Below are 23,315 nucleotides of genomic sequence, written 5' to 3'. Positions count from 1 at the left end.
ATTAATAACAAGTTTTAGTATTTATTAACATTAATTAACAAAATTGAAAGAAAAGAAGATGGATGACAACTTAATGACTGAAGAAATGTCTACACCAATTAAAGATCAACAGAGAATTAATACACTGCTAAATATATATCGCTATATGTTATTATCTCGTGAAGGCGATCATATGGAAGCCGAGTTAGTTAATAGTGGTGAAGCTAACTTTTTAGCCTCCAGTAAAGGCCATGAAGGCGCTGCCATATTAGCACCTATGTTTCAACCACAAGATTACCTACATTGCCATTATCGTGATAAAGCATTAATGTTAGCAAGAGGCCTTTCATCTGAGATGTTCTTTTTAAGTGCATTATGCAAAGCAAATGCGCACTCGCATGGACGTCAAATGGTTTCGCATATGTCTGCGCCAGAATTAAATATTATGAGCATTGTCGGCCCTGTGGGAAATAGTGCATTGCAAGCTGCAGGTGTGGCACATGTTTTAAAAGAAAAAGATAAAAAAGCTGTTGTATTATGTGCTATTGGTGATGGCACCACACAACAAGGTGAAGTAACAGAAGCCATAGCAGAGGCTAAGCGCAGTCAATTACCTGTACTTTTCTTTATTCATGATAACGGTTTAGCCATATCCACGCGCACAGAGGGTAAGACATTTTTCTCCTTACCCGATCATGCGCAAGCTAGCCAATACTATGATATTCCAATTACATACCTTGATGGCTCCAAAGCACTTGAACACTATGATGAATTAAAAAATATTGTTGATGATATACGAGCCAATCAACAACCTGGCATTGTTGTATTTAAAGTTAATCGACTAGATAATCATTCCAATGCAGATAATCAAAAACTATATCGAAGCAATGATGAAATATCAGGAAGTTTTGATGATGACCCACTTATTCATGCTAAAAGCTATTTAATTTCATTGGGTGTTGAACCTGAAATTTTAGATCAGATGGCAGTTGAAGTTAAAAATGAAGTACAGAACGCCGTTAATAAAGCACGCCAAGATGATGAACCTGAAGCAACCTTTACTGCTGAACGCCCACTTAGCGAAGAATTAAAACCATCAGCTGCAGAATACCGAGGTGATTTTACATCAATTGACCGCTTAAGTATGTTAGAGGCAATGCGTGAAACATTTAAGCATCATTTATTAACTAACGAAAATGTATGCCTATTGGGTGAGGATATTGAAGATGGTAAAGGAGATGTCTTTGGCATTACTCGAGGCCTCTCGACTCAATTCCCAGGAAGAGTAATTAATACAGCATTATCAGAATCAACCATTACCGGATTAGCATCTGGCATGGCGCTTGCAGGCAAACAACCTGTTGCTTTCATTCAGTTTGCTGATTTTATGCCTTTGGCATACAACCAAATCTTTACTGAACTAGGCACCATGTATTGGCGCAGTCATGGACAATGGGAAAACCCTGTGATTGTTTTTGCAGCCTGCGGTGGTTATCGTCCAGGCCTTGGCCCATTCCACTCTCAAACAAACGAAGCAACTTATGCACATATTCCAGGTATTGATGTTTATATGCCATCGAATGCATCTGATGCTGTTGGTATGCTAAATGCCGCATTTAAATCTAAGCGTCCGTGTGTATTTCTATACCCTAAAAAGCTACTAAATAATGCATCCATTGAAGATACAACTTCCCACGATGTTGACAAACAGCTAGTACCTATCGGTAAAGCACGTATTGTTCAACCAGGCAATGACATTACCTTAGTTGGTTGGGGAAATACCGTATCTTTATGCCAAGAAGTCGCAGCAGCCTTATCAGAAGTTAACATAACGGCTGAAGTCATTGACTTACGAACAGTTAAGCCCATTGATAAAGAAACACTACTTGCTTCGGCTGAAAAGACTAAACGCTTAATTGTCACACATGAGGACAACCATAGTTGTGGTGTTGGTGCTGAGGTTATTGCTTCTGTGATAGAAAACTCAAACGAGGTAATTCGTGCTCGACGTATTACAAGAGCAGATACCTACACACCGTGTAATTATGCCAATCAACTTGAAGTGTTACCATCCTTTGAAACCATTTTAACGACTGCTTGTGATTTATTAGATCTAAATATTCAGTGGCAAATTGATCAACAAGATGAAGCTGGTTACTTTACCGTTGAAGTGATTGGCGCAAGCCCTTCAGATGAAAGTGTCTTAATCTCAGAAATTCATATTAAAGAAGGCGATGAAATTAAAGCCTCTGATAAAATTGTTGATATTGAAGCATCCAAATCAGCTGGTGAAATTTTGTCACCACACCAAGGTGTTGTAGAACAAATTTATGTCAATGAATCTGAAACGGCATTAGTTGGCTCACCATTAATTCGCATTAAACTTGCAGAAGGCTCAAAAGGCCAAAGCCAAATTGTCAAAAAACACGCAATCATAACTAAAAAAGCAACTGAAGTAGCATCAAAAACTGAACTTTTAGCACATTCGCAGCAGTCACTTAATTTACTTGTTGGCATTTCCAAGCCTGTTTATCGTACAGGCAGCCGTCAAGTACTTAATGGTGAGCTTTTAAAACATTTCCCTAACCATAGCCATCAAGATATTGTAGATCGAACTGGAATTGAGAATCGCTACTGGTTAAAAGATGGTGAGAGTGTCGTTGATTTAGCTTATGAAGCAACCATTGAAATATTTAATCAACATCAACTAAAACTTAGTGATATTGATCTTATTTTATGTGCCACTTGTACGCCAGAAGTATACCAATCACCTGCAGTTGCAACGCAAGTTTTAGAAAAACTATACACAAATTTTGGTGAGCATCATATTACTGCGTATGATCTTAATGCTGCTTGTAGTGGTTATATCTATGCATTAAACCATGCAAAAGATTTCTTAAAATCAAGACCAAAAGCACAAGTCTTATTACTAACTGCTGAAGCACTATCTAAGTATGTTGATCCAACTGACTTTGATACTGCATTTTTATTTGGTGATGCAGCAACAGCTACAATTATTACAGGTGAAGAACACATTGGTGATGCAACAGCAATCGTTGAGCAAACATTACTAACTGCTACTGCTAAACCAGCAGAGGTAATTAATGTTCCAACGAATAAAGCTTCTGGTATTGCATTAAAAGGTGGTATGTTATTCACATCTGCTGTTAAGACCATGTCACAAGTGATGCATGACTGCTGTGAGAACGCCAAACTTGATTTACATGATTTCGATTTAATTGTTCCACACCAAGCAAATTTACGTATTTCAGCAGCCATTGAAAAACGCTTAAAGCTTGCTCCAGGCACTTTATATAGTAATATTGAGCGCTTTGGTAACACCTCTTCTTGTACAATCCCAATTGCATTATCAGAGACCTTAAACGACTTAAAAGCAAATGAAAAAGTTGCGCTTTGTGCCTTTGGCGCAGGCTTTACAGCAGGTGCAGCTATTCTTACAAAAAAGTAGATCGCATAAAAAAATAAAAAATTCGTTTATGAGATAGCATATTTTAATACCATAAGCGTTGAAAGTATGTTATTGTATTGTCGCAATAGTTATTCATTAAAATATAGGAAAGTAAAAATATGGCAACTGGTACAGTAAAATTTTTTAATCACGAAAAAGGCTTTGGATTTATTAAACCAGAAGATGGCTCTAAAGATTTGTTCGTACACAAAAGTAACGTTGAAGGCATGATTAATGATAATGATCAAGTCGAGTATGAAGTTACAACAACTCAAAAAGGCCCTGCTGCCGTTAATGTAAGAAAAATCTAATAACAAAATACATTATTCTATTCACTAATATTTTTAAATTTATCTAACACCATCTGTGGTGTTAATTGATTTAAGCAGTTCATATGGACTAATGGGCAAGTACGCTTGAAACAAGGACGACACTCAAGATCAAGATAAATACTCTCAGCCTTGTTATTTAACGGCGGGGTAAAGCCTGCTGAAGATGAACCATAAATAACCAAGGTTGGTCGCTCAAATGCGCTAGCAATATGCATTAACCCTGTATCATTGGTTAACACGGCCTTAACTTTTGATAGTAAACCAACGACTTCAGTAATCTTTGTTTTAGCTACCAAATCAATCAAATGATTTTTAAATTCATCGGTTACTATTTTTTCATACTCTGTAAGGATTTTATCTGAGATTTCTTTATCACCTGGCCCACCTAAGAGTAATATTTTATAGCCTTCTTTTGCTAATTGAGCTGCCGTTTGTGCAAAATAGTTCTCTGGCCATCGCTTTGCTGGGCCATATTCAGCACCAGGACAAAATGCAATAAGTTTTTGATAACTACGATCATCAAAGCCAAATTTTTGTGATATTTTATTTACTTGTACTTGATCAAATTTAAGCTTAGGCCAAGGCAATTTGCTAGGTAATAGATCCTTTTTACCAATACCTAATACGCAAAAGCGCTCAATCATTAAAGGTAGTTTTTCTTTATCTAAGTGACGTAAATCATTAAGCAATAAATAACGACTCTCACCTTTAAAACCAATACGATGCTTTATTTTGGCAAATAATACAACTAGAGCAGACTTCCATGAATTAGGTAATACAATTGCATGTGTATAGCCTTTTCCTTTTAGTGATTTACCTAGTAGCCTGCGATCACTAAATCCGAGCTTTTTACGTTTAAATGGTGCTAAGATTACTTCATTTACTTCTGGCATAAATTGAACTAAATCATAGGTTGACTTAGGTGCTAAAACATCAATTAAACAGTCAGGGTCATTTAATTTTAAAAGACGATAAAGCGATTGGGACATAATCATATCACCAATCCAACTAGGCCCAATAATTAAATAATAATTTCTTTTATTCATATAAACTAAATATCAATTATTCTATCTGTTGGATCATCAACGAGCTCTTTTTTCTCTTCTTCTGAAACATCTAATTTGAACTTAGTACTACAATAAGGGCAACTATTTTCAGGTGCACCAACACTTAATTCTATAAATACGCGAGGGTGTTCATTCCAAAGCTTTGTTTCATCGGTTGGACAGTGAACTGGCAAATCGCTCAAAGTTACATGAACAATATGATTATTTTCAGACATAGCCACTCCTATTTAAATCTCATTAATCACTTTATCTTTAGTAAGAATAGCTTAATTTAAAATACTCGACTAATTAAGCCATTTTTCATAAATTCTCTTTACCTTGCTATCATAAGGCTTTAATTTATCAATCTCAACTAACAATGGTTGATTCTTGAATAAACAGTCATAACTTAAATCACGATAATAACAATAAGCTTCAATCAACATTTGCGCTTGTTGAAATTCAAGTAGCTGCGCACTTTCCATGGATTGAAAAATACGAATATTATCGCTAAATAGGCTAATTTCTTTATATTTACTGGTATATGCTAATGCCATATATTGAGCTAAAAACTCAATATCAATCATGCCACCTGGAGAAAATTTTAAATCAAAATAGCCATTTTGGGGCTTATATAGATTTTGATTCATTTTTTTACGCATCGTTATGATCTGATCTTTAAGTTCATCCAAATTTTTATTCCTAGCCAACACATGATAACGTATTAACTCAAACTTATGTTTAAGTACTTCACTACCACAGATCCAACGAGCACGCGTAATGGCTTGATGCTCCCAAACCCAGGCTTGATTCATTTGATAATTTTCAAATGCATTAATATCAGAAACCAATAATCCAGTCTCACCCGATGGCCTTAATCTTAAATCAATGCGATATAATTTCCCTGAGTAACTTTCTGTTTGCATTAAACTAACAAAAAGTTGTACGACCTTAACATACACTTTGGCTTGATTTTTTAGCTCATCAGACGAATCATAAAGAAAAATTAAATCAAGATCTGAGCCAAAGCCAAGTTCAAAGCCACCTAGTTTTCCATATGCGATAACAGCAAATGATTCTCTTAGGCGAATATACTCACTATCCTTAATAGATAACTTACGTTTTATTTGCCTCCAAGCAGCATCTAACATCACTTCAATAATAGATTCAGCTAACGCACTTAAAACATCTGATGTTTCCATTAAGGTTAAACTACGCTTAAATTCAGCAATAGCCACTTTAAAAACTTCCTCAACCTTAAAACGACGCACAGTTTCTATTAATTCTTCCTTGCTATTACTATCAACCTGGCTAATCCGCTTTAATAAAAAAGTATTATAATCTGATTTATTTAAATATAGTTGCTTATGATCATCAGATAAAAATAATGCAGTTTCTAATAAATGAGGATACTGAATTAAACGCTGTGAAAACCAATTTCCTGTTGATATGATTTTAACTAGATCAGGTAGCTGTGCTTTAGATTCAGCCAATAAATGCACATAGGTGCTACGTCTAGCAATCGTTCTTAATAATTTTATTATATGTTCTAAAAGTGCATATTGTTCTTCTTTAGAATAAAGATAAACTTCAATTAAAAATGAAAATAGTAGCTCATTAATCAAATGATAAGTTTGCTCGGATAATTGGCTATTTCGTTTTAATTTTTCTTTAAATGTATTAATTAATGCCTCTATATCAGCTTGTTGTTCAATTTTTGCCAATACAGATTCAGTCGTGTGACTTTGCTTTTCTTTATATGTTTGATCTATCTCTTTAAAGTGGGTCAGCTGATCAAATGCTACCTGTACAGCTTTTGTTATTTGCTTATAATCAGCAAACAAATCCAGCCAACTATTATAAGATAGCATTTTACTTGCTCTTATTTGATTTAATTCTTTTTTAGGCAAATGATGTCTTTGTTGATCATTAATCATTTGCAATATATTTTCTAAGTTCCTAAGAAATACATAATGTTGATAAAGTTGATCTGCAATTGATTGATCAATATGTTGGTATTTTGCTAGATTCATCAATGCATCATGTAAATGACAGGTTCTTAAGTGGCGATTTTGACCACCATAAATTAATTGATAACATTGAACAATAAACTCTATCTCACGAATACCACCTCGGCCAAGCTTAATATTAAAACGTAAACGCTCAATCTGCATCTCTTTAAGAATTTTACTTTTCATACGCCGAATAGCATCTAAAACTGTATAATCCATATAATTTCGATAAACAAAATCACTAATAATCTGATTAACTTGTTCATTCATAGTTGCTACTTGACGCGCTTTTATTAATGCATATCGCTCCCATTCTCTGGCATGTTTAATACAATAAGATTGAAAACTTGAAATTGAACATACTAACGGCGCACCTTCTCCAAATGGCCTTAAGCGCATATCAACTCGATAGACAAAGCCATCTTTAGTTAACTGACTTAAATATTGAATAAACCGTTGTGCAACATTCGTATAAACTTTTAATGGGTCAAATGATAATTTATTTTTTTCATCATACAAAAAAATTAAATCAATATCAGATGAAAAATTTAGCTCATTGCCACCTAATTTACCTAAAGCCAATGTAATTAGTGCTGGTACATGATCAAGGCTAAACTGTGCCTTTATATCAGCGTATGTTTTCTCTAAAGTGATTTTAATTAAATGATCAGCTAATGATGATAGATGCTTGGCAATTAGTTCAAACGGTTGCTTTTGATTAATCATTTGATGAATAATAATTACCGAATGAAGCCTTCTAAATAGGCGAATGGCTTGATTAAAATCTTTTATAGTGTACTTTAGAATAAATTCATCATATGCTTGAGTATAGTTTTTTGGTAAAGCAGATGTCACTGCCTCTACAAATAGCTCAAGGTGTTGTTTGGCAAATAAAACAATAAAAGGTGAATTATCAAATAAAAATTCAATCTGTGAACGACTTAATTTATTTAGAATTTGATCATTGTTGATCTTGTTTAATTGTTTGAAAACTAATTCAATTAATTCATTATATTGATTATCTTTGCTTAACTCGGTCATTGCTTTCAATATGAATCTGCATTTAGTTGATGATAACGAAAACAATCCGTTGTATGGTCATTGACCATACCAGTTGCTTGCATAAATGCATAACAAATTGTAGGGCCTACAAATTTAAAACCTTTCTTTTTTAAATCTTTTGACATTGCAATTGAAGTATCACTTTCTGATGGTACTTCTGATCTATCCTTCCAATGGTTAACGATCGTCTTACCATCTACAAATGACCATAAATAGTCACATAATGAACGCTGTTGATTTAACTCTATACAAGCACGCGCATTATTAATAATCGCATTAATTTTTAATTTATTTCGGATAATACTAGCATCTTTAAGTAATGACTGAATTTTTTTATCATCATATTGGGCAATTAATTGAATATCAAACTGATCGAACAATGTCCTATAAGCATTGCGTTTTTTTAAAATCGTAATCCAACTTAATCCCGCTTGCATGCCTTCTAAAGACAAAAACTCAAATAATTGTCGCTCATCATAAACTGGTACACCCCATTCATGGTCATGGTAGCCTAGATAAAGTGGATCATCATTAACCCAAAAACAGCGTCTTTTATCCTGCATGTTCAAATGCGCCTGAAATAGTTAGAAAACATTTATGATAAAGCTTTAAAAAATCATCTGCTGATGTAATTGTTTCATAGTCACTTGCAAGTTTTGTTAGCTCTATTGCAGAAGAAACAAGGCTGCCTAATGCTTGCGCAATTTCTTGATTTCCCGCTGCATCAGTATGTGATAAAAGTTGATCTAAATCTAATGGAAAATCTGTCATTTCATCATTTAAGTTTTGCTTATTTTTAGAAGCCATGATTTTCATTTTCTCCTTGGTCAACGAAACTTAGATTTATCATAAAATAATTTACATCTAAAAACAATTTAAGCTTAAAGCCATCATAAATCTAAAAATGCATTAACTACTTCAGTAACGCTTATATCTTGAGCATTTTTAGATGGGCTTTGTAATAAGTGATGTTTAACTTTCCAAGGCTTCCAGTTATCGGCATTGGTGCTACCAAAAATTGCAACCATTTGATTAACTAGTGCTGCTGCAATATGCATTGTACCACCGTCACAACAAATAAAAGAATCACATAAAGAAACACCGGCAATTAGCTCTGATAAATGTTTAGTTTCAACAAAATATAAATTAAGCCCTTTGATATGGCTTAACTGTTCTTTCAGATACTCTGCCTTTTCATCATCGCCTGGATGCAATGGATTATTTTCTGACCCCGGTGACCAAAAAACTAAAATTGGTTGTGTAATATTATTTGCATGTATTTGTTTAATCAATTCAACATATGACTCAATCGGCCAACGATTTTGAGGTTTTCTTGAACTTAAATGAACACCAATGGGTTTATCTTCATCGTTAATGTTAAATCTTTCTTTTAATGCATCAACTAACTTATTATCTGGATAAAGTAACATCTCTCCCGGATCTTTTGTTAAACCTAATACTTTTTTACCAAGGTTATAGACAAGCTCTACCTCATGTATTTTATCTCTATCTTGACTCTCAATTGCAGCAAATAGTTTACTTTTCTGATTAGGCCTATCTACATAACCAATTAATTTTTTAATTCCAGCAAGTGAAACATAGCCTACTTCTTTTTCTTTAAACCCACCTGCTGCTAGTAAGGCATAATCATAACGTTCTTTCTTTAAACGTCTAAAAAACAAAAATTTATTAATGTATGTTTTAATTAAACTTCCCTTTCTATGTTTCGCTTTTTCATAACTAATTATTTTTCTAATATAGGGGTTATTTGCTAGCACCGTTTCATTATAAGTGTTTAACATAACATCCATTGTAACACTTGGATATTGTTCTTTAATTGCTTTAATCAATGGTGTTGTACAAACCAAATCTCCAATATTATCTGCCCTTACAACTAATAATTTTTTATTTTCCAAATTAACTGGTTGCATAGTAATGTTCACATCCATCTTTAAGTTCAAATTCATGCAAAATTATATCATCTTTCATTAAAACAAAAAGAATTAACCCAATAAATTCTAGGCAATTAATTAAAATAAACTATAATACATCCTAAAATGAAATACTGATGCCACATAGGTAAGACTTAACAATGTTAACTAACATCCAAAAAATAAGAACCTTTTTTTTATATTTATCTGCAATTGCTTTTTTAATTCCATTTGCATGCTTTGGATTAGGTAGAGCCTTAACTACAATTCCTCTTGGTATTGCAATTGTTTGTGCATTAATTGGTGGTGATATCAAAGGAGCCATTTCTTATTTAAAAACCAATAAATTCCTTATACCAATGCTACTTTTACCTTTAATGATGTATATCGGTATTTTTTATACACCACAGCCACTACAGGAAAATGCCTGGAGTATTGCAAATAAATATAACTGGCTAATTTTTCCATTACTATTAACACCTATGTTAATTTGTATATTTAACCAAAGAAACTGGCAATTAACTGCTTATAATTTTTTTATTATCAGCGCAATTATCATAGCGTTAATTGGCATACTTTCTACCTATAGTAATAGTTTCTTTCAGTGGATATTAAATTTTACTGATTATCAAAAGCAAGGTGTACACTCAAGCCCATTACAATCGCACACTGAAACTGGCTTTATAACCGCTTTAGGTGCTTTTTTCTGTGTTACCTTGCTAAAATATCATCAACATTATCTATTAAAGCTACTTTATGGCGCATTATGGCTATTAAATAGCTTTTATATATTATTTATTAATACCAGTAAAACTGGCTTATTACTATATGTCATATTACTGGTCATTTTTAGCTTGCAATATCTTATTAAAAGCTGGAAACAGGCAGTTATAGGTTTTATCTGCTTAGTTATTATTGCATCTGGCGCTATGCTTTTAAACCCTTACAATCATTCACGAATAGAAAGGCTCTATTCATCAATTGTGCAGGTAGATAAAAACGCTGATGAAACTTCATTTGGCCAACGCTTTATCATGTTAGACTTAGCAATCAAGCAATTTAAAAAATCACCTATTATTGGCTCAGGTACTGGTACCCCTATTCAAGGAAACTGGCTTGACCTTAATAATCCTAACTTAACAACCAGTGACCCACATAGCGAATTTTTATTTGTTATGACTAAAATTGGCATTGTTGGATTAGTACTCTTAATACTTTATTTTGCTATGATGATTTATGATAGCCTATTTATTATCAGAAAAGGGATTGAAGCAAATATGGCACTTGGAGTATCTATAAGTTTTATTTTTTATGCTTTTGTTGAATCCATTTTATATCATAACCCTGCATCATATGAAGTGGCATTTTTTGTAAGTTTATTGTTCTTATCAAATCTTAAAAAGCGAAGCTAATATATTTAAATATCAGTTGCTATTGCTTGAGCTATAATCTTAACCATTTGTTGCATTGATTGGTCATAGTTACTGACATCTGGTTTCTCAGAAACTGCACGATTGGCTAGTACTGCTGCTATGGATGCAGCTTTTAGGCCAAAAGTTGAACAAATCGTTAAAAGTGATGCAGACTCCATCTCATAGTTTAAAACATTTAATTTTTGCCATTCATTCATAGAACCTTGAAAATGGCGTCTGATATAACCTGAATAATTATCATAGCGCTCCTGTCCTGGATAAAATGTATCAGATGAAGCCGTAATACCCAAATGAATAACGATGCCTTGCTCTCTTGCACTTTTTGCCAATTTCATCGTTAAGTCAAAATCTGCAACAGCTGGATATTCAATTGGTGCATAATGAACCGATGTGCCATCTAAACGCACAGACGCTGTTGTTAAGATAATATCTCCTAATTTAATCTGTGGTTGGATCGCACCTGTTGTGCCTATGCGAATAAACTGATTAATTCCTAACATCGCTAATTCTTCAATACAAATACCTGTTGAAGGTCCGCCCATACCTGTTGAACAGATTAAGATATTTTTGCTATTGATTTTTACCAGTGCAGAAGTATATTCTCTGTGACTACCAAGAAATTGTGCATTATCATCGAGTAATTTTGCCAAACAATCTACACGCTGAGGGTCTCCAGGTAATAGCGCAAGTGTTGCTCCCTGAAGATCGCATTTAGCTAAATTAACATGATATAACTTATTTTTTTCATTTATTTGCATTATTTATTCCTTTAATGTTTGGTTATTTAAATATTTAAAAATAGTTTGAAATTCAGAATATAACAATAAATCAAATATTACAATAATAATTATTTATTAATTTTATTACAAAAATAATCTAAATTTCAATATTTTAACTGTTGATTATTATAAAAAAATATGCGAATATGTTGCAAATTTTTATCTCGGGTTGCTCGGGTTGTAATAAAAAATGTGTAGAGGAACAACAAATGAAAGCTAAGATATTACCTATATCAATTGCACTGGCCTGTGGTATTGCAACTGCATATGCCGCAAATACGAATCAAGTCGCTAGCGTTAATTCAAATACAACATCTAATGACAAGCAAGTAATAACAAGTCAAACTACTTCTAAAGCTGATAATACTACAAATACGCAAAGTAATTTAGATGCTAATAATCAAAGTAGTCAAAGCTCAGGTTTAAGCGGTGTTAACTGGGATCTAAATGGGGTTAAGTTTAATTTACATGGCTTTATGTCAACGGGTATGACTCTATCTGATAGTTCATCTCAATATAATATTCCAGGTCATGGTAATGTTAACCAAGATGCAAACTTTTCAACTCCGTCATTATTTGGTTTACAATTAAATACTCAAATTACTGATAAATTATCATTTATGACCCAAATTGTTGCAGATGGTGATAATACAAATGGTAATACAGCCTATACACCAACCGTTAACTGGATGTATGCACAATATCAAGTCAATCCAAATATTGCTGTACGTGCTGGTCGTTTCCAATTACCTTTATTCTTATATTCACAAGAAATTGAAGTTGGTTATAATTACCCTTATACTTTCCTACCTAACGAAGTATATCGCTTAATTCCATTTTACTCTTTAAACGGGGTTAATTTACTATTACAAACTAACCTAGGTGATAGCGGATGGAATGTATCATTCCAACCATTTTTTGGCGAAAGTTCATGGGATTATGATGCTGTCTTAAATATTGGCTCAGGTATGTCAAGTGTTCAAGAGCTTGGCTTCCAAGGCAATAAGCTATTTGGTGGCGATTTAACATTCTCAAATACGATTTTCAAAGTTCACGCATCTTATGCTCAAACCGAAGTAGAAACAACAAGCGTTCCTAGTGGATCACCAACACCAAAAGATCAAACTGGTCGTTTCTACAGTGTAGGTGGTGAAATGAATTATGATAATATTTGGGCTTCAAGTGAGTTTGCTTCTCGTAAACTTGATGCACCATATGCAGCATTAAATGCTTATTATTTCTCACTTGGCTATCATATCGAAAAGTTCTTACCATATATTAACTATGCTAAGTTATATACAACTAACTGGAATGAATTAACCGACTACGGCCCAGGTGCAGAAGTAGCTCAGGGTCAATCATCTGTAACACTTGGCTTAAATTATTACTATAATGCCAATCTCGTGTTAAAAGGTTCTTGGAGCTATATTATGCCTGATCAAGGTGGTTATGGGTTATTCCAAACCAAACCAGATGGCAATGTAAATTTATTTACCGTATCTGCTTCTTTAATCTTCTAAACCCATCATAAGATTGACTAAGGGAAGCTTTATGAAAAAATTAATGCTTATTATTATTAGTTTGTTTGCTATAGGCTTTGCAACTGAGGCATTTTCTCAAATGCTTATCGTAACTGGCAAACAAACTCAAGTTAATACTATTTCTCAAACTGCTTTGCGTCAGTTATATAGCGGCAGAGCATCTTCCAGTCATTTAATCCCTATTGACTCACCATCAGATAGTTTTGCTTTTAAAGATTTTTATAATGACATTTTTAGTTGGTCAGTTTCTGAAATAACTCAATATCGCTCCAGTATGCTTTTTAGTGGTAAAGGCACACCACCAAGACAAGCCAATTCAACTATGGCTGCTTTAGATGAAGTCAGTCATAATGTAAATTTAGTTACTTATGCAACTGAAGCACAAGTTGATCAATTTGGTCGAGGCTTTTTAAAAATTATCTATCCAGCAAACTATGCTATAAACCAACAACAAAATACGACAGATCATGTCTCTATTGTTGAGCCAGTTAATCATATTCAAATAACAAATAATAATACTGATGCACAGCCTTTAGCTACAAATATGCAAAATAATACAGCGAAAGTATCAAAGGTGAATAACACACATAAAAAAGCATCTAATACTAATCAACAGTATAATGAAAAAGAATTAGGTTTAGCCGCTATTTGTGCTAAAGGTTGTACACCTGAACAAATCAAAAAATTTCTAAATCATAAAAACCAAGTAAACCTAGTTACCCATTAATTATTACGATCTTCTTTCATATTAGTAATAATATAAGCACCACGGCGTGGTACTTCACCAACTAATTGATAGCGACTATTACCAATTAATTTTCTAAATTGGGAATCGCTTGGATTCTCTGATAAAATGACAATAATGGGCTGATGCATTTTTAATGCTTGTTGCCAACGCTTTGAAAATACCTGATAGGTAACTAAATCTTTCGGTAAATGATGTAAATAATTAACACCTTCATAAATCTCACGCTTCCAGTTATCACCCAATTGTTGCCCCTTATCCCAATCAGCAACAATACCCACATCACGATCTAAATAAAGTGGTATTGCATAATAATAACGACCTATCATGAAAACTTGAGCATTTGGGTATTGTTTTAACACCGGTTGTACTTTTTCTGCAATTGGATAATTCCACTGTAATCTAAAGTATTTAATCGCTGCAATTAAGGTTAGGTTCATCAATATATTAACGATAATTATTGTAATTACAAACCATTTTAAAGGTTTTCTTTTTCTTAAACCTACAAATAAAGTAGTCGCACCAACCAATAAAACAATGCTAAGAAAATAGCCATAAGGCATTGTTTTATAAACAGCTTTATCATGCCATAATAATGGCAATAACAATAAAGTAATTGCAGCAAGCGCAAAAATCACAGCTAGAATAACCGTTGCAATGATATTTACTTTCGATAACTTCGCTGTCCATATGCGATCAAAATAAATAGCCATTAACATTGCTGATGCTGGAAATACAGGGCCAATATAGCCTGGTAGTTTAGAAGTTGGGATTGAAAAAAAGATCGTAATTAAAATGACCCATAATAATAAAAACAACTCAATTTTATATTGTTGACGTTTATGCCATATTAATTTTATCTGACTGATATAAGTTTGGAAAAAATAAAATGTCCACGGAAATACCCCCCCTATTATTAACAAAATATAATAATAAAATGGGTTATGCATATTAAAATTATCGCCAACAAAACGAACGACCTGATTCCAAAGAAAAAAGTAAGCCATAAAACCAGGATATTTATTCTCAACAATAATAAACCAGGGCAGAATCACAATCAGAAATAGAATAAGGCCAGAGATTAAGCGTATCTTTAATAAAAGTTTCCAATTATTTAAAATTAAAAACCAAAAAAATAATACCATTGCTGGAAATACAATACCCATTAAGCCTTTTGTCAAAAACGCAGCTGCTGCAAATAGGTAAGCTAAATACAACCATAAACTACGCCCTTTTGTCTCTACTGGCAAATACAATGCAATAATTAAAGAAAATAAAGACAAGTTAAGCCAAGAAGCGACTTCACCATCCATATTCGCATAATGTCCTAAAGCAAAAAATAGCGGTGTAATTGCAATTAGTAAAACACTTAATATTGCAACTCTACGATTAAATACAATAGATGCTGCAAGATAACCGAATAAAGCCGTTAAAGTTGTCAGAATTGCTGGAAAAAATCGCGCAGCAAATTCGCTAACACCAAAAATCTTAAATGCAAAAATATTTAACCAATAAAATAAAATAGGCTTACCTAAAAAGGGAGAACCTGCAATTGTTGGTACGGTATAATTATCATGTTTAAACATCTCCCAGGCCACACCAACATATCGTGTCTCATCCGGTGAAATTAATTGATGCCCGCCTAAAAAAAGCAAATTAAAAATTAATAAGCCTATACTTAAAATTAATAAATCACTTAATCGAATATCTGCTTTATCCGTAGTCAACGACTTTACTCCTAGTCATATCAAGTTAAATGACAGTATACCTGAATTTTTTTTAGACGCTTAAAAAAACTACTCGATTAAAAGACAATACTTCTTAAATATACGTTTAGAGAACAAGTTTTATCAATTTGTACTCTAGCAAAATCTACTTTAAACTACTTCAAGAAGTTGAACACTTGATCTATAACTAACCAACCAGATAAATTAACGAATGAAACAGAATTTAGAAAAAAAGTGGTTTTTTTTATATGCTATAGCCGTATTACTTGGCATCATCGTTAATTATTTTTCTAATAATCATAGCCAAATATTCCAACCTTATATTTTATCAAGCATTTCTTTATTACTTTATGCGGTATTTTTACAAATTCCATTTACCCAAACACTATACCCACTTAAAAATAAACGTTTTTTATTTGCATTAATTATTGGTAATTTCATTATTATTCCATTGATTCTATACTTAAGCATTCCCATGATAGATCTAAATACATCATTTAAATTTGTCTTATTGCTTGTATTATTAACACCTTCAATTAATTATGTTGTGCTTTTTAGTAAACTAGGTGGAGGTAGTGATCAATTAATTCGTATTAATACGCCAATTTTATTAATTTTACAAATGATATTAATCCCCATTTTTTTATACTTCATATTTGAAAATACAATTCAGACTATGATCTCAATTGATTTATTTACAAAGACATTACTATGGATAATTATTGTACCTTTATTATTAGCATTCATAAGTGAATGTTTACTTAAAAAAGTAAACAATAAATTCTATGTACAACAAACGATTCACCTATTGCCTAAATTTATGCTTTTTTTAGTCTTATTTCTTCTATTTGCAACCTATTCTCAATCAATGTGGCTAACTTCTTACCCTGACTTATTTACAGTTTGTTTTATTTATCTTAGCTTTTTAGTTATTATGCCAGTTATTGCAATTCCATTAGGTAGCTTATTTTCGCTAACATCAGCGCAAACACGTACACTTGCCTTTAGCTTTTTAAGCAGAAATTCATTAATTGCTCTACCCATTGCATTTGTATTTAGCCACCAAGCATCGGTTATCTTAAGTATTATTCTACTTCAACTATGTATTGAGTTAATTGGTGAAGTTATTTATGTTCGCTTAATGCCAAATTTGATTGTTTAAATTATTAATTCCCCTCTAATTTTAGAGGAGTGACTGCAAAGCAGGCGGGGTGTTTTCACAATTAATCAAACAAAAGACGTAATAAATCACGTCTCTACAAAAAATTATTAAACACTATAATACATTTCAAATTCAACTGGCTGAACTGTCATATTCAAACGTTGGCTTTCTTCTGATTTTAAATCAATATAAGCATCAATTAAGTCATCACTAAATACACCACCAGCCGTTAAAAAGTCACGATCCTCATCTAAATGTACTAAAGCATGATCTAATGAAGATGCAACTGTTGGTATATTTTCTAATTCTTCTGCTGGTAGATCATATAAGTTTTTATCCATTGCATCACCTGGATGAATTTGATTTTGAATACCATCTAAACCTGCCATTAACATGCTTGCAAACATCAAATATGGGTTTGCAGCTGGATCACCAAAACGAACTTCAATACGGCGTGCTTTTTCATTCATCACATAAGGAATACGAATCGAAGCTGAGCGATTTCGTGCTGAGTAGGCTAGTAATACAGGTGCTTCAAATCCTGGCACTAAACGCTTATAACTATTAGTGGATGGGTTAGCAAAAGCATTAATCGCTCGTGCATGCTTAATAATACCACCGATATAATATAATGCTTCATCAGAAAGACCAGCATAATTACTACCAGCAAAAATATTTTTACCATCTTTAGAGAGCGATTGATGGACATGCATGCCTGAACCATTATCGCCTGCTAAAGGCTTTGGCATAAACGTTGCTGTTTTACCAAACATTTCCGCAACATTATGAACCACATATTTAAATGACTGTACCTGGTCAGCTTTTTTAACTAAGGTATCAAATTTTGTGCCAATTTCACACTGCCCTGCTGTACCTACCTCATGGTGGTGCACTTCAACTTCTTGGCCAACCTCTTCTAAAATTTGGCACATAGTTGAGCGAATATCTTGTAATGAATCAACCGGAGGCACAGGGAAATAACCACCTTTTACACCCGGTCTATGACCTAAATTGCCACTTTCAAATTCAAGTGGGCTACTCCAAGCTGCTTCTTCTGAATTAATACTAAAAAATGCTTTATGCATCTGGTTTTCAAAACGGACATCATCAAAAATAAAGAATTCAGGCTCAGGTCCAAAATAACAAGTATCAGCAATACCTAATGAGCGCATATAGTTTTCAGCGCGCTTTGCAACTGCTCGTGGATCTCTTTCATATGATTGCATCGTTGCAGGTTCTAATATATCACAACGTACTTGCAAAGTTGGCGCCTCAAAGAAAGGATCTAAAATAATAGAATCTGCATCTGGCATTAAAATCATATCTGATTCATTAATTCCCTTCCAACCAGCAATAGATGAGCCATCAAACATTTTTCCTTCGCTAAAAAAGTTCTCCTCAATACTATTAGCTGGTATTGTAACATGTTGCTCTTTACCCTTAGTATCAGTGAAGCGTAAATCTACAAACTCGATTTCATCTTGTTTGATCTGCTTTAAAACTTCTTTTGCCTGACTCATCGGCTTCTCCCTTACAATAATTAATTTAAAGTGGATTAAATTTTAAAATCGCCACTATTATAGCTAATGATCATTCAAGTTGCACTGAAAGAAACATTAAATTTTTCCTGATTAAATTTAAGGAAAAATAGCTAGATTTCAGGTATCCTTTAGGGTAGTAATATAGTTTTAGTTTAATATTAGGTTTAACGGTGATTGATCATGAAGGTTTTAGAGCAAACGTTGCAATTGTGCTCATAAATAAAGAAGGTAAAGTTTTTTGGGGAAAGCGTGTGCGCCAAAATGCCTGGCAATTTCCACAAGGTGGATTAAATTCAGGAGAGACACCATTAGAAGCACTTTATAGGGAACTTTATGAAGAAGTGGGATTAAAACCACACGATGTTGAAGTCATAGCGGCAACTAAGACTTGGCTACGCTATCGCCTGCCTCGTTTTTTAATTCGTCGTGGCTTTCCATTATGTATTGGTCAAAAGCAAAAGTGGTTTTTGTTACGTTTAAAATCAAATGATTCAGCAATCAACTTAAAGGCAAATAATAAACCTGAATTTGACGCTTGGCGCTGGGTAGATTATTGGTATCCTACTACACGTGTTGTATCATTTAAGCGCCATGTTTATCGTAAAGCATTGGAGTATTTTTTCCCAATTTATAAGGAATGGAAATAAAGGTTAAGCATTTATGCAGTTATGGCAACAACTTGTTAACGCACTAGAAAATAATGCAGCTTTAGAAGATGCATTAAGAGCGCTTGCAAGCCAAATTCAAACTGAATTAGATATAGATGCTTGTAGTATTTTTTTGACTGAAGATGATAAAAGTTTATATACATTAACAGCAACCACCCTAACGCCACTTTTAATTGGGCTTGTTCATATTCATGCTGATCAAGATGTTGTCGGCAATGCTGCTTTAAGAGAAGAACCCGTATTAATTAAAGATATTTTCCAAAACCATCACCCAACAATACTCACATCATTTACACGAGCAAAATTACATACGCTCTTATCAATGCCTATTATTTATAAAAGTGATGTGATTGGCATTATTGCCGTTCAAAACAAAAATATTAATGACATGCCTGAGCATGTACAAACCAAACTTGTTACTCTTTGCGCTAACATTGCTGAAGCATTAGATGAGGCACTTGACCGTGATGATGTGACAGAAAAAATTGAAGAAGCAACCAAAGATAACCCAACTGTTTTCTTTGATGGCCAACCAATCACTAAAGGCGCTGCTATTGGAACAGCGGTTGTACGTTATAATATTTTTGACCTTGATAGTATCCCTGATAAACAAACCCAATCAGAGAATGAAGTTGATCAATTCAAATCAGCAGTCAATGCATTAAAGCAAGAAATTGACACAATGATTACAACGCTTGATCAACAGGTCAGTGAAACTGAAACAGCTCTTTTTAAAGCTTATCTTCAAATTCTTGACTCTACGAGCTTTTATGATGCAGTTATCAACTTAATTGAAGATGGAATCTGGGTACAAAGTGCATTGAAGCAAGTTGTTAGACGCCTATCAAATTCTTTTAGCCAAATGTCTAATGAATATTTACAATCAAGAGCAAGTGATATTCAGGATATTGGCAGACGTATCTTAACTCATTTACAAAAAACCAACCCCTTACAAGAGGGCTACCCTTCAGATACAATCTTAGTTGCTTATGAAATCACCCCCTCAATGTTAGCTGAAGTACCCAAAGGTTTTTTAAAAGCGGTTATTTCACAAGAAGGCACTGAGAATTCACATACAGCAATCTTAGCACGGGCAATGGGTGTCCCATTTATTATTGGCTTTCCATCGTTACCCATTTCATTTTTAGAACACAAACACTTAGTTGTTGATGCACATATTGGCCGTGTCTATGCTAATCCATCAAAAGGATTAGTCAAAGCCTATCAACGCTTAATAGAGCAAGAAGAGCAGCTTCAAGAACGCTTACAATCAATTAGGCTTCTTCCATCTGAAACAGCAGACTATCATAAAGTCCAGCTACAGGCTAATGTTGGCTTAGTTGCTGATTTAGATGTTGCAATATTTAATGGCTCAGAAGGCATTGGTCTTTATCGCTCTGAAGTACCCTTTATGATTCGCGATAACTTTCCATCAGAAGATGAACAGCGAATTATTTACTCACAATTTTTAGATGCTTTTCCATCCCATGTCGTTACCATGCGTACATTGGATGTTGGTGCTGATAAAGCATTACCTTACTTTAGCGAGCCAGAAGCAAATCCTGCATTAGGCTGGCGTGGGTTGCGTATGCTTTTAGATCAGACTGATTTATTTTTAATGCAAGTAAGGGCAATGCTTAAGGCAAGTAAAAATCATGGTAATTTAAAAATTCTATTACCCATGGTTAGTGAATTAGAAGAAGTAGAAGAAGCGACAAGTTTAATCAAACGCGCCTGGCATGAATTAATTGAAGAAGGCTTTAGCATTAAATTCCCACAAATCGGCATTATGATTGAAGTACCATCTGTCATTTATCAACTGCCTGCTATGTTTAAATACATTGATTTTATCTCGGTTGGCAGTAATGACCTGACTCAGTATCTCCTGGCAGCAGATAGGAATAATAGTAAAGTCTCCTATCTTTATAGTCAATTACACCCAGCTGTCATTCGTGCTATTTATGATATCTCTTCAATTACTGTCTCTTCTGCTAAAATTGCCTGTCTATGTGGTGAACTTGCTGGTAATCCACTAGCAATTCCACTATTAGTCGGCATGGGTTTTCATCGTCTTAGTATGAATGCCGTTGATATCTTAAGGGCAAAATGGATTTTACGTCATATTACTTATGAACAATGTGTTGATGTGACTAAAAAAGTTTTACGTCTTAACACCAAAGAAGAAGTTAGACGTTTTTTAGAAGATTTCCTTATCAAGGAAAATCTAGCCAATTTAATTAAAACTGGGCATGGGAAAATAAATTAGCTATTATTATACTTCAGCTAAAAATAATTTGATCATATAAATTTTTTTATAATATATCTATTAGACAAACCATGATAGATAGCTTATAACAGATGCTTATTATAAAGTCTAAATTGGTGTCACTTAAATGGATCAGACAACTACCTATAAACATCCGAAAGCATTTTATGCAATTTTCATGTTAGAGATTTGGGAGCGATTTGGCTATATGGCGGTTATGGCCATTCTTGCTTTATTTTTTACAAAATCACTTGGCATATCACAATCTAACTCATTTATACTCTTTGGTGCATATACTGCACTAATCTATACTTTTATTGCCATTGGTGGTTATGTAGGCGATAGTGTCATTGGTGCAAAGCGAACCATTGTCTTAGGTTTATTATTTTTATTGTGTGGCTATATTTTATTAGGCACAGGCGAAAAAGCGTTAATTTATTATGGCTTAAGCTTTGTTTGTGTGGGTACCGGTTTTTTTAAATCTAATCCATCAAGTTTATTATCCAAATGCTATGATAGATCTAACCCAGAGTTATTACATAATGCATTTACCTTATTTTATATGGCAATTAATATCGGTGCATTTCTTGGAATCTTTTTCTCACCAATTATAGCTGCACATTATGGATTTAGAGCATCATTTATCGCAAGTGCACTTGGTATGATTCTAGCACTCTCAACTTTTATCTATTCAAGAAAATTTCTATCACATATAGGCACTGAAGCTGGCAAAAAATCACTATCCTATTCTAAATTAGTAATTACAATTATTGGTGGTATCATTGCTGTTTTTATTGTGACCTTTTTACTTGAAAATGTCATACTTGCCGAAGCTGTACTTATCATTATGTTTTTATGTGTGATCGGTTGGTATTTATCTATTAGTTTTTTTAAAGCTTCTGGCAAAGAAAAAAGTAGGATGATGCTTGCTTTAATCCTTATGAGTGAGGCAATTATCTTTCAGATTCTTTATGAACAAATGCAAACATCAATTAACTTTTTTGCAATTAATAATGTCGAACATTCATTACTAAGCTTTAGTGTAGAAGCACAAAGCTTTCAAGCATTAAATCCGTTTTGGATTATTCTTTTAAGCCCAATTTTATCCTACTTCTATATCTGGTTAAAAAAGAAAAATATTAGTTATAACATATACAATAAATTTGCCTCTGGCATGTTATTATGTGGCTTAGCATTTATTGTATTATATATTTCAAAATTTGTTTCATCAGATCAAGGCATCGTCTCTTCTTGGTGGTTAGTATTAAGCTATTTCTTACAATCAACAGGTGAATTAATGATTTCAGCTTTAGGCGTTGCAATGGTTGCTGAGCTTGTGCCAGCAATTATCAGTGGATTTACCATGGGTATGTGGTTTGTGTTTCTATCCGTTGGTAACTTATTAGGTGGTTATGTAGCATCAACAATGGGATTACCAAAAGGAAATGTTTCCAGTAACTATTCTTTAGGTGTTTATACATCTGCCTTTTTCTATATTGGCATTATTGCTGTTATTGTCTCTGGTATTATGTTTTATACCAGCAAATATAAAAAACGCATGATTTAGGGTTATTTGTATAAATAGTTAATCAAAGAAAATCTAGCTAATTTAATTAAAATTA

Annotated in this window: 18 protein-coding genes; 9 read left to right on the top strand and 9 right to left on the bottom strand. The window is 33.4% G+C overall.

From position 1 onward, the window contains the following. Positions 1–58: 58 nt before the first annotated feature. Entirely contained in the window at positions 59–3,448 is a 3,390-nt protein-coding gene (locus tag KFE69_02735; protein ID UTW43078.1) for a beta-ketoacyl-ACP synthase 3, read from the top strand. A gap of 119 nt (positions 3,449–3,567) precedes the next feature. Continuing rightward, the gene (locus KFE69_02730; protein UTW43077.1) at positions 3,568–3,759 is read left to right on the top strand and encodes a cold-shock protein; all 192 of its coding nucleotides are present in this window, start codon (positions 3,568–3,570) and stop codon (positions 3,757–3,759) included. Positions 3,760–3,776: 17 nt separating this feature from the next. Here the strand turns inward: KFE69_02730 and waaF are convergent, their stop codons facing one another. The 6 genes from waaF to KFE69_02700 all read right to left on the bottom strand — a co-directional run bounded on the left by waaF (position 3,777) and on the right by KFE69_02700 (position 9,831). Beyond that, positions 3,777–4,826 (bottom strand): lipopolysaccharide heptosyltransferase II, encoded by a 1,050-nt coding sequence (gene waaF / locus KFE69_02725; protein UTW43076.1) that lies wholly within the window; start codon positions 4,824–4,826, stop codon positions 3,777–3,779. Positions 4,827–4,831: 5 nt separating this feature from the next. Next, positions 4,832–5,062 (bottom strand): zinc-finger domain-containing protein, encoded by a 231-nt coding sequence (locus tag KFE69_02720; GenBank protein UTW43075.1) that lies wholly within the window; start codon positions 5,060–5,062, stop codon positions 4,832–4,834. A 69-nt stretch (positions 5,063–5,131) separates the two neighbouring features. Beyond that, positions 5,132–7,888: a bifunctional [glutamate--ammonia ligase]-adenylyl-L-tyrosine phosphorylase/[glutamate--ammonia-ligase] adenylyltransferase gene (gene glnE / locus KFE69_02715; GenBank protein ID UTW43074.1), complete on the bottom strand. Its 2,757-nt coding sequence runs from the start codon at positions 7,886–7,888 to the stop codon at positions 5,132–5,134. Then, positions 7,885–8,469 carry a DNA-3-methyladenine glycosylase I gene (locus KFE69_02710; protein UTW43073.1) on the bottom strand — a complete coding sequence of 195 codons (585 nt, stop codon included), beginning with the start codon at positions 8,467–8,469 and terminating at the stop codon, positions 7,885–7,887. The genes glnE and KFE69_02710 overlap by 4 nt, the downstream gene beginning before the upstream one ends. Next, complete coding sequence (locus KFE69_02705) at positions 8,453–8,707, bottom strand: hypothetical protein (GenBank protein UTW43072.1); 255 nt, start codon at positions 8,705–8,707, stop codon at positions 8,453–8,455. Before KFE69_02705 ends, KFE69_02710 begins: the two co-directional genes overlap by 17 nt. 83 nt (positions 8,708–8,790) lie before the next feature. Further along, positions 8,791–9,831 carry a glycosyltransferase family 9 protein gene (locus KFE69_02700; protein UTW43071.1) on the bottom strand — a complete coding sequence of 347 codons (1,041 nt, stop codon included), beginning with the start codon at positions 9,829–9,831 and terminating at the stop codon, positions 8,791–8,793. A 161-nt stretch (positions 9,832–9,992) separates the two neighbouring features. Between KFE69_02700 and KFE69_02695 the strand changes: the two genes are divergently transcribed. Next, entirely contained in the window at positions 9,993–11,243 is a 1,251-nt protein-coding gene (locus KFE69_02695) for an O-antigen ligase family protein (GenBank protein UTW43070.1), read from the top strand. Between the two features lie 5 nt (positions 11,244–11,248). On the opposite strand, the gene udp is transcribed toward KFE69_02695, so the two are convergent. Further along, complete coding sequence (udp, locus tag KFE69_02690) at positions 11,249–12,022, bottom strand: uridine phosphorylase (GenBank protein UTW43069.1); 774 nt, start codon at positions 12,020–12,022, stop codon at positions 11,249–11,251. 230 nt (positions 12,023–12,252) lie between these two features. On the opposite strand from udp, the gene KFE69_02685 reads away from it, so the two are divergent. Both KFE69_02685 and KFE69_02680 read left to right on the top strand, forming a co-directional pair. Next, positions 12,253–13,563, top strand: coding sequence for a hypothetical protein (locus KFE69_02685; GenBank protein ID UTW43068.1), 1,311 nt, complete (start codon positions 12,253–12,255; stop codon positions 13,561–13,563). A gap of 31 nt (positions 13,564–13,594) precedes the next feature. Further along, positions 13,595–14,311, top strand: a complete 717-nt coding sequence (locus KFE69_02680; protein UTW43067.1) for a hypothetical protein — start codon at positions 13,595–13,597, stop codon at positions 14,309–14,311. On the opposite strand, the gene KFE69_02675 is transcribed toward KFE69_02680, so the two are convergent. Beyond that, positions 14,308–16,056, bottom strand: a complete 1,749-nt coding sequence (locus KFE69_02675) for a glycosyltransferase family 39 protein (protein ID UTW43066.1) — start codon at positions 16,054–16,056, stop codon at positions 14,308–14,310. The two genes, KFE69_02680 and KFE69_02675, sit on opposite strands and share 4 nt — an antisense overlap. A gap of 211 nt (positions 16,057–16,267) precedes the next feature. Between KFE69_02675 and KFE69_02670 the strand changes: the two genes are divergently transcribed. Continuing rightward, positions 16,268–17,218, top strand: coding sequence for a hypothetical protein (locus tag KFE69_02670; GenBank protein ID UTW43065.1), 951 nt, complete (start codon positions 16,268–16,270; stop codon positions 17,216–17,218). Between the two features lie 107 nt (positions 17,219–17,325). Here the strand turns inward: KFE69_02670 and glnA are convergent, their stop codons facing one another. Then, the gene (glnA, locus tag KFE69_02665) at positions 17,326–18,738 is read right to left on the bottom strand and encodes a glutamate--ammonia ligase (GenBank protein UTW43064.1); all 1,413 of its coding nucleotides are present in this window, start codon (positions 18,736–18,738) and stop codon (positions 17,326–17,328) included. A gap of 191 nt (positions 18,739–18,929) precedes the next feature. Between glnA and KFE69_02660 the strand changes: the two genes are divergently transcribed. The 3 genes from KFE69_02660 (at position 18,930) to KFE69_02650 (ending at position 23,260) form a co-directional block, all read left to right on the top strand. After that, a complete protein-coding gene (locus KFE69_02660; protein UTW43063.1) occupies positions 18,930–19,406 on the top strand; it encodes an RNA pyrophosphohydrolase in 477 nt (158 codons plus the stop codon). Between the two features lie 13 nt (positions 19,407–19,419). Then, positions 19,420–21,693, top strand: a complete 2,274-nt coding sequence (ptsP, locus tag KFE69_02655; GenBank protein ID UTW43062.1) for a phosphoenolpyruvate--protein phosphotransferase — start codon at positions 19,420–19,422, stop codon at positions 21,691–21,693. 127 nt (positions 21,694–21,820) lie between these two features. Next, positions 21,821–23,260 (top strand): oligopeptide:H+ symporter, encoded by a 1,440-nt coding sequence (locus KFE69_02650; protein UTW43061.1) that lies wholly within the window; start codon positions 21,821–21,823, stop codon positions 23,258–23,260. The last annotated feature ends 55 nt before the right edge of the window (positions 23,261–23,315 follow it).

The organism is bacterium SCSIO 12844 (assembly GCA_024397935.1).
GTDB lineage: Bacteria > Pseudomonadota > Gammaproteobacteria > Francisellales > Francisellaceae > M0027.
The sequence above is the reverse complement of the archived record's forward strand: the minus strand, read 5'-3'. Positions and strand labels throughout refer to the sequence as shown.

What these genes read in the sequence shown, in the direction of transcription:
- KFE69_02735 (UTW43078.1), top strand. Translation starts at nt 59, where the DNA reads ATGGATGACAACTTAATGACTGAAGAAATGTCTACACCAATTAAAGAT.
- KFE69_02730 (UTW43077.1), top strand. Translation starts at nt 3,568, where the DNA reads ATGGCAACTGGTACAGTAAAATTTTTTAATCACGAAAAAGGCTTTGGA.
- waaF (UTW43076.1), bottom strand. Translation starts at nt 4,826, where the DNA reads ATGAATAAAAGAAATTATTATTTAATTATTGGGCCTAGTTGGATTGGT.
- KFE69_02720 (UTW43075.1), bottom strand. Translation starts at nt 5,062, where the DNA reads ATGTCTGAAAATAATCATATTGTTCATGTAACTTTGAGCGATTTGCCA.
- KFE69_02705 (UTW43072.1), bottom strand. Translation starts at nt 8,707, where the DNA reads ATGGCTTCTAAAAATAAGCAAAACTTAAATGATGAAATGACAGATTTT.
- KFE69_02700 (UTW43071.1), bottom strand. Translation starts at nt 9,831, where the DNA reads ATGCAACCAGTTAATTTGGAAAATAAAAAATTATTAGTTGTAAGGGCA.
- KFE69_02695 (UTW43070.1), top strand. Translation starts at nt 9,993, where the DNA reads ATGTTAACTAACATCCAAAAAATAAGAACCTTTTTTTTATATTTATCT.
- udp (UTW43069.1), bottom strand. Translation starts at nt 12,022, where the DNA reads ATGCAAATAAATGAAAAAAATAAGTTATATCATGTTAATTTAGCTAAA.
- KFE69_02685 (UTW43068.1), top strand. Translation starts at nt 12,253, where the DNA reads ATGAAAGCTAAGATATTACCTATATCAATTGCACTGGCCTGTGGTATT.
- KFE69_02680 (UTW43067.1), top strand. Translation starts at nt 13,595, where the DNA reads ATGAAAAAATTAATGCTTATTATTATTAGTTTGTTTGCTATAGGCTTT.
- KFE69_02670 (UTW43065.1), top strand. Translation starts at nt 16,268, where the DNA reads ATGAAACAGAATTTAGAAAAAAAGTGGTTTTTTTTATATGCTATAGCC.
- glnA (UTW43064.1), bottom strand. Translation starts at nt 18,738, where the DNA reads ATGAGTCAGGCAAAAGAAGTTTTAAAGCAGATCAAACAAGATGAAATC.
- ptsP (UTW43062.1), top strand. Translation starts at nt 19,420, where the DNA reads ATGCAGTTATGGCAACAACTTGTTAACGCACTAGAAAATAATGCAGCT.
- KFE69_02650 (UTW43061.1), top strand. Translation starts at nt 21,821, where the DNA reads ATGGATCAGACAACTACCTATAAACATCCGAAAGCATTTTATGCAATT.